This is a genomic window from Streptomyces sp. NPDC048389 (assembly GCF_040706335.1).
Classification (GTDB): Bacteria; Actinomycetota; Actinomycetes; order Streptomycetales; family Streptomycetaceae; genus Streptomyces.
Genome location: NZ_JBEZKP010000045.1, coordinates 38,197 through 44,939 on the forward strand (window position 1 = coordinate 38,197; position 6,743 = coordinate 44,939).

Genomic DNA, 6,743 nt, shown 5'->3' on the forward strand with positions numbered 1-6,743 from the left:
CGGTTTCACCTGACGTGACGTGACGTCGCGGAAGCGGCGCGGGGCCGGTGGTCCGTCGTGGACTGCACCGGCCCCGCACCCTCATCGCCGTGCGGCCCCCGAATCCAGCGCGCCGCACGGAAGCTCCGGAATCAGCTGCCGCCGGCTCCGCCGGACATGCTGAGCGCACCCTCGGCGATGGCCTCGTGGACCTCGGCGCGCCTCGCCTCCATCTCACGGCGTTCCGCGTCGAGGGCTTCGGCCTGGAGTTCGTCGGACTCCATCAGTTTGACCAGGTCGGCGCCTGCGAGATCCAGGACGCCCATGTCGTCGTACGCCTGCCGGATCCTGGGACTCCACAGGCCGATGTCCTTGACGCATGGCACGATGCGGGTGAAGAGCAGGGAACGGAACGCCCGCATGCGCGGACCGTTGTTCATGTACTCCATGCACTCCTTCATGTCGAACCCGAGGTTCTCCCAGACCTCCTGCATCCGCAGCCGGTCCCGCATCAGGTAGCAGCCCTCGATGATGAACTCTTCGCGCTCCGCCAGTTCCTGACTGCTCAGGTTCTTGTAGTAGTCCCGCAGAGCCAGCCTTCCGAAGGCGACGTGCCGGGCCTCGTCCTGCATGATGTACGAGAGGATCTGCTTGGGCAGCGGCTTGGTGGTCTTGTCCCGCAGGATCCCGAAGGCGGCGAGCGCGAGCCCCTCGATGAGGACCTGCATGCCGAGATAGGGCATGTCCCAGCGGGAGTCCCCCAGGGCCTGGCCGAGCAGCTCCTTGAGGTGAGGGCTGATCGGGTAGGTCATCTCGATCTTCTCCTGCACGAACCGGGAGAAGAGCTCCACGTGCCGGGCCTCGTCCATGACCTGGGTGGAGGCGTAGAACTTCGCGTCCATCTCGGGGACGGATTCCACAATGCGCGCGGAACAGATCATCGCGCCTTGCTCTCCGTGCAGGAACTGGCTGAACTCCCAGGCTGCCATGTGCTGCCGCAGTTCCTGCTTCTCCCGTACGTTGAGCTTGGAGTACTGCTTCGAGCCGTACAGGCCGAGCGTGTGCTCAGGGGTTCCGAGGGCGTCGTAGGGGTCGACTTCGAGGGACCAGTCGATGCGCTTCGCGCTGTCCCACTGCTTGTCCTTGCCCTTTTGGTAGAGGTTCATCAGGGTTTCGCGCTCAGAATCGTATTCCCATGTGAAACGACTCGTGCCCTGCATGGGGAAGTTCCAGGCGAGTTCCATAAGAATGTCTCCTGCGGTCGCGACGAGCGCTGCACGGCGACGTGTCCGGCGAGATGTTCACATCGCCGGACACATCGCCGTCCGCGTCTTGCAAGCGCGGCGGAGAGAGCAGGATTCGAACCTGCGAGGGGCAAGAGCCCCGGCCGGAACAAGTCCGGGCCCCGTTAGGCCGCTACGGGAATCTCTCCTTACGTCCACCGGTGTTTCCCGGTGACAAGAACAACAGTGACAGACGGCTCTGACATGTCGCTGAGACGGGAATCTCAGCAGCTCGCGGCGGACTTCCCGCAACCGCCGCGGCCTGCCGCACGCATGCGGAACCGCGGAACGGGGTGACCAGTTCCTACATCTCCAAAAGCTTGATTCCCCGGTCCTGGTCGATGTCCAGTTCGGCGTAGACGTCCGGGACAGCGATGTCGGACATGACGTTGCGCAGCAGGAGCACGATCCGCCGTTCCATGCCCGTGTCGGCGTCGTCGATGACGGTCTGGGACATGAGCTGCAGCCCCACGCAGGCACTGACCAGGAACTCCGCCGTCTCCCGCACCGACACGTGAGCGGACAGCTCCCCTTCCTCCCGCGCCGCTGCCAGCAACTCCTCGTTGAACACAATGCGTTCGAGCAACCAGCTTCTGCGCAGTTCGTCGTCGAGCCCCTGCTCCAGGCAGAGCCGGAAACACCCGCGCTCACGGGCGTCGTTGCGCAGTCTGCTGGTCAGGACGAGATGTCCGTCCACGAGCTCCTGGAGCCGGAACTCCTGTGGCGCCACCAGCCCCTGCCGCGGGCTCCGGTCCCTGAAGAGAGCCCGGGCGACGTCCTCCTTGGAGGAGAAGTGGAAGTAGAACGCCCCCTTGGTCACCCCTGAGTGCGAGAGGAGGTCGACCACCGTCGCCCTCTCGTACCCCAGCGCGGCGAACAGCTTGCCAGCCGCGTCCAGGATCTGCCTTCTCGTCCTCTTCGCGCGCTCTTGCCGCACCTCTTCACTCTCTTTCTGCGGGCGTCACACCTGGCAAATGCTCACGTTCAGGGCCGCTCAAGAGCCGCCGGAACAGAAGCCTCACGCTGGAATTCGGGGCGTCTCGTCGCACATCGCCGTCCGTGAAGCAGATCCGGAAACGTAGCCGCTCCGTCCGGCTGCCGTACAGGTCTTTGTCCAGTCACGAGGGCTTCCACGCTGATGAATCACTTCCCGCCTGATCACGGCCGGTGGGTGGATAGGCCGCGGGGCGAGAGCTGACCGCAGCAGGCTTTGCGTCTCGACGGAGTGACGGGCCCTGAGGGCTGCTTGCGGAATCCCGCGCAAGTGTACTCGCGTCCCGTGATTCCGTCGGTCTCAGTTGATGCCGTGTGGCTCGTTCCCGTTCCCTCCGCAAGGGCTGTCCCGCTATTCCTGGTGGATCGGCACGCGGCGTCGGATGCGGTGCATCGCAAGGCGCAGGGGCGTCCGCATACCGGATGTGTGTGGACGTTCCAACAACGCGGCGGGGTGCCATAGCTGTCGTCGCGCGCCCGCCGGGAACAGCGGGACGGCCGTTGCGCAGCGACTCTCGCGCCGAAGCCTCGCACGCAAAACACTTGACCCTGACGCCGGGTCACGAAGGCGGGTGCCGGACGCCAGGAACGCAGCTCTCGGAGGGGGACCCGTATGGGGGACAGTCATCGGGCGGAAGCGATGAGGCTGCCGGCGCGCGCCGTGAAGGAAGAGGCGCGACGCACGGGTGGCCGGACCGACCCCGGTGTGCTGATGGCGCGGGCGACGGCAGCACTCGACACCATCGCCGCCGGGGCGCGCGAGGAGCACGCCGCGTACACGCAGGCGCTCGACGCGGCGGCGGCCGGTGAGCGGCCGCTCTCCGAGCGGCTCACCAAGGAGACGCTCGGAACACCGCTGCTGGTGACGGGGGTTGCGGCTGGCGCCGCGTTCGGGCGGACCTGGCGTTCGGGACGTCCGCCGGCCCCGCCCTCGGCGCGGGTGCGGTCGTCGCCGTGGCCGGCGCCGCCACGACCGTGGCGAAGGCGACCGTCTCGCACTGGCCCGCCGCCCACCGGTGCGCCGGTGCGGCCGGGCAGCCGGGCAGCTGGGCAGCCGAGCAGTTGCGCCTCCAGTGGCTGACCGCGCTGGAGGTGCGGGGCATCCGCCCGTACCTGGACCAGCAGCGGATGCCGGCCCCCGCCGCCCGCACCCCGAAGAACCAGACCGCCCCCGTGGTACGGCAGTTGCGCGCCGGCGACCGCAGTGCGGCCGCCCGGACCCGGGTCGCGCTGGAGCAGTCCTTCGGCCATCTGCCCAGCGCGGACGGGCCGTTCACCGGGCGGCGGGCCGAGCTCGCGCAGATCGCCCAGTGGGTGCACGCCGCCCGCGCCTCCACCCGGACTCTGCCGGTCGTCGTCGTGCTGCACGGTCAGCCGGGGTCCGGGCGCACCACGCTCGCGGTGCGGGCGGCGCACGTGCTCAAGGACCAGTTCCGGGGCGCCTGCGTGGTCGACCTGCGGGGCCAGGTCAGCGGGGAGAGCGGGACTGCTGCACGGATTGGTGACACCTGACCTGGCTTGCTGAGAGGCGGCCTGGAAGGATGTTGCAGTGCCCAAGCCGTATCCCAAGGAGTTTCGCGAGGACGTCGTGCGGGTCGCGCGCAACCGCGAGCCCGGCGTCAGAGACGCCTGGCCCGATTGACCCCCGTCGAGTACGAGACCATCATGACCCCAGCCGCAGCCCTGGCTGCATAAACCCCGCTGTCACCCAACCCTGCAGCAGTCCCTCCACTTCCGACACGCGCTATGGACATCTGAAAAGGGCCAAGCCAGCGGCCTACGGCGTCAGGCGCCGCAGGTCACCGACCTGGCCGGTTGCGCGTTAACCAAGAAAGACAGGGCCGCTACCCCCACCATGGGGGCAGCGGCCCTCGCAACGTTCTGACATCACGTCAGCGAATCGGCTGGGCGGTGCACACTCGGTGCACAAGGGGGCGGAAAGCAAGCGGTGACAGTGAGAACTGCTGAGAAGGGTTCTCGCCGGTCACAGCCTGTTCGCAGAGCTTCCACCCAGGTCGCCCGACCCCGCCCCTTAGATGTCGAAGTACAGCTCGAACTCGTGCGGGTGCGGGCGCAGCTGGATCGGGGCGATCTCGTTCGTGCGCTTGTAGTCGATCCACGTCTCGATCAGGTCCGACGTGAAGACGCCGCCCGCCTGCAGGTACTCGTTGTCCGCCTCGAGGGCGTCGAGGACCGCCGGGAGGGAGGTCGGGACCTGGGCGACGCCCGCGTGCTCCTCGGGGGCCAGCTCGTAGAGGTCCTTGTCGATCGGCTCGGCCGGCTCGATCTTGTTCTTGACGCCGTCGAGGCCCGCGAGAAGCAGCGCCGAGAAGGCCAGGTACGGGTTGGACGACGGGTCCGGGGCGCGGAACTCGACGCGCTTGGCCTTCGGGTTCGAGCCGGTGATCGGGATACGCATCGCGGCGGAGCGGTTGCGCTGCGAGTAGACCAGGTTGACCGGGGCCTCGAAGCCGGGGACCAGGCGGTGGTACGAGTTCACCGTCGGGTTGGTGAAGGCCAGCAGCGACGGGGCGTGCTTGAGGATGCCGCCGATGTAGTAGCGGGCGGTGTCGGAGAGGCCCGCGTAGCCCTGCTCGTCGTAGAAGAGCGGGTCGCCGCCCTGCCACAGGGACTGGTGGACGTGCATGCCCGAGCCGTTGTCACCGAAGATCGGCTTCGGCATGAAGGTCGCGGTCTTGCCGTTGCGCCAGGCGACGTTCTTCACGATGTACTTGAAGAGCATCAGGTCGTCGGCCGCGGCGAGCAGCGTGTTGAACTTGTAGTTGATCTCGGCCTGGCCGGCGGTGCCGACCTCGTGGTGCTGGCGCTCGACCTGGAGGCCGTTCTTGTCCAGCTCCAGGGAGATCTCCGCGCGCAGGTCGGCGAAGTGGTCGACCGGCGGGGCCGGGAAGTAGCCGCCCTTGTAGCGGACCTTGTAGCCGCGGTTGTTCTCGATGGCGCCGGTGTTCCAGGCGCCCGCCTCGGAGTCGATGTGGTAGAAGGACTCGTTCGCCGAGGTCTGGAAGCGCACGTTGTCGAACACGTAGAACTCGGCCTCGGGGCCGAAGTACGCGGTGTCGGCGATGCCGGTGGAGGCGAGGTACGCCTCGGCCTTCTTCGCCACGTTCCGCGGGTCACGGCTGTACTGCTCGCCGGTGATCGGGTCGTGGATGAAGAAGTTGACGTTGACCGTCTTGTCGCGGCGGAACGGGTCGACACGGGCCGTCGACAGGTCGGCACGGAGCGCCATGTCGGACTCGTGGATGGCCTGGAAGCCGCGGATCGACGAGCCGTCGAAGGCGAGCTCCTCGGCCGGGTCGAACGCCGCCGCCGGGATCGTGAAGTGCTGCATCACGCCAGGCAGGTCGCAGAAGCGGACATCGATGAACTTGACGTCCTCGTCCGCGATGAACTTCTTGGCGTCATCGGCGTTCTGGAACATCCAACTCCTCCTACTCCCACCCGGGAGGGGCGGGGTTGCAGCTCGTCCGTGAGGCCAGTGCGGTGGCACACGCTGGTATCGACCGTAAGCGGACGGCATTTCTCCAGCATGACCCATTTGTTTCGACGAAGTTAACCGGGCGAGGGTCACAGTGCGGGGACGGCCCCGGGCGCAGGTGGGTGAAACGGGGCGCAGTACCGTGGACGGGTGGACAACAGGCATGCAATCGGATCGTGGCTCTCCGGGCCCCGCGCGGCCGCGGAGGACATGGGCGTCGACTTCGGATACCGGGGCCAGCGGCTCGGTCTGCCGGAGGAGGGACCGGGCTCCGTCGCCCCCCTCGGGCGCCGTTTCGGAGCACTCTTCATCGATTGGGGACTGTGTTTCCTGATCGCATACCAACTGTTCGCGGGGCGTGATCAGCAGGCGGCCGGGAACTGGGCGCTCGTCATCTTCTTCACGCTGAGCGTGCTCACCGTCGGCACTGTCGGCTTCACGCCCGGCAAGCGGTTCCTCGGCCTGCGGCTGGTCTCCGAGAACGGCGGCCGCCTCGGCTTCGGGTGGGTCCTCGTACGCAGCGTGCTGCTGTGCCTCGCGATCCCGGCGCTTGTCTGGGACCGGGACGGGCGCGGGCTGCACGACCGTCTCGCCCGCGCGGTCCAGGTGCGGATCTGACTCCTGCGCCGCCCGTGTGACGCTGCTGCCCGTGTGACGCTGCCGCTCGTGTGACCGCTGCCACCCGCGTCGAGCTGCCACCCGCGTGTGAAGCTGCCACCCGCGTGGAGCTGGGGGACCCGTCCAGGCGCGCCGCGCTCTGCCGCTCACCCGTGTGAGGCCGGGCCCGCGCGCACGGCGGACCGCCGCCCGGCGCGACGTCGCGCGCACCCGGTCCGCCGGGACGAGGCTCCGACGGTATGAGGCGGCGAGACTCCGCCGATGGCATGAGGCGGGGAGAGTCGCGGTTCCTCAGTGGCACGGGGATGCAGTTGAAGGACGGCACCACGTCGCTGGCCTTCGACGACCGCAACGGACTGCAGGTCCCTCTC

4 protein-coding genes, 1 tRNA gene and 1 pseudogene are annotated in these 6,743 nt (G+C 67.9%); 2 read left to right on the top strand and 4 right to left on the bottom strand.

Annotated elements, in window-relative coordinates; genetic code table 11:
• Positions 1-131: 131 nt before the first annotated feature.
• The 3 genes from AB0903_RS25810 to AB0903_RS25820 form a co-directional block, all read right to left on the bottom strand.
• Positions 132-1,223 carry a ferritin-like domain-containing protein gene (locus AB0903_RS25810; RefSeq protein WP_366706653.1) on the bottom strand — a complete coding sequence of 364 codons (1,092 nt, stop codon included), beginning with the start codon at positions 1,221-1,223 and terminating at the stop codon, positions 132-134.
• Positions 1,224-1,323: 100 nt separating this feature from the next.
• Positions 1,324-1,411 (bottom strand) — tRNA-Gln (locus AB0903_RS25815).
• A 155-nt stretch (positions 1,412-1,566) separates the two neighbouring features.
• Entirely contained in the window at positions 1,567-2,199 is a 633-nt protein-coding gene (locus AB0903_RS25820) for a ScbR family autoregulator-binding transcription factor (RefSeq protein WP_366706655.1), read from the bottom strand.
• A gap of 669 nt (positions 2,200-2,868) precedes the next feature.
• Here AB0903_RS25820 and AB0903_RS25825 point away from each other — a divergent pair.
• A pseudogene (locus tag AB0903_RS25825) lies at positions 2,869-3,737 on the top strand (hypothetical protein); the annotation flags it as partial.
• Between the two features lie 550 nt (positions 3,738-4,287).
• Here the strand turns inward: AB0903_RS25825 and glnA are convergent.
• Positions 4,288-5,697 carry a type I glutamate--ammonia ligase gene (gene glnA, locus AB0903_RS25830; RefSeq protein ID WP_366706657.1) on the bottom strand — a complete coding sequence of 470 codons (1,410 nt, stop codon included), beginning with the start codon at positions 5,695-5,697 and terminating at the stop codon, positions 4,288-4,290.
• 207 nt (positions 5,698-5,904) lie between these two features.
• Here glnA and AB0903_RS25835 point away from each other — a divergent pair, with 207 nt between their 5' ends.
• Positions 5,905-6,372, top strand: coding sequence for an RDD family protein (locus AB0903_RS25835; RefSeq protein ID WP_366706659.1), 468 nt, complete (start codon positions 5,905-5,907; stop codon positions 6,370-6,372).
• The last annotated feature ends 371 nt before the right edge of the window (positions 6,373-6,743 follow it).

What these genes read in the sequence shown, in the direction of transcription:
- AB0903_RS25810 (WP_366706653.1), bottom strand. Translation starts at nt 1,223, where the DNA reads ATGGAACTCGCCTGGAACTTCCCCATGCAGGGCACGAGTCGTTTCACA.
- glnA (WP_366706657.1), bottom strand. Translation starts at nt 5,697, where the DNA reads ATGTTCCAGAACGCCGATGACGCCAAGAAGTTCATCGCGGACGAGGAC.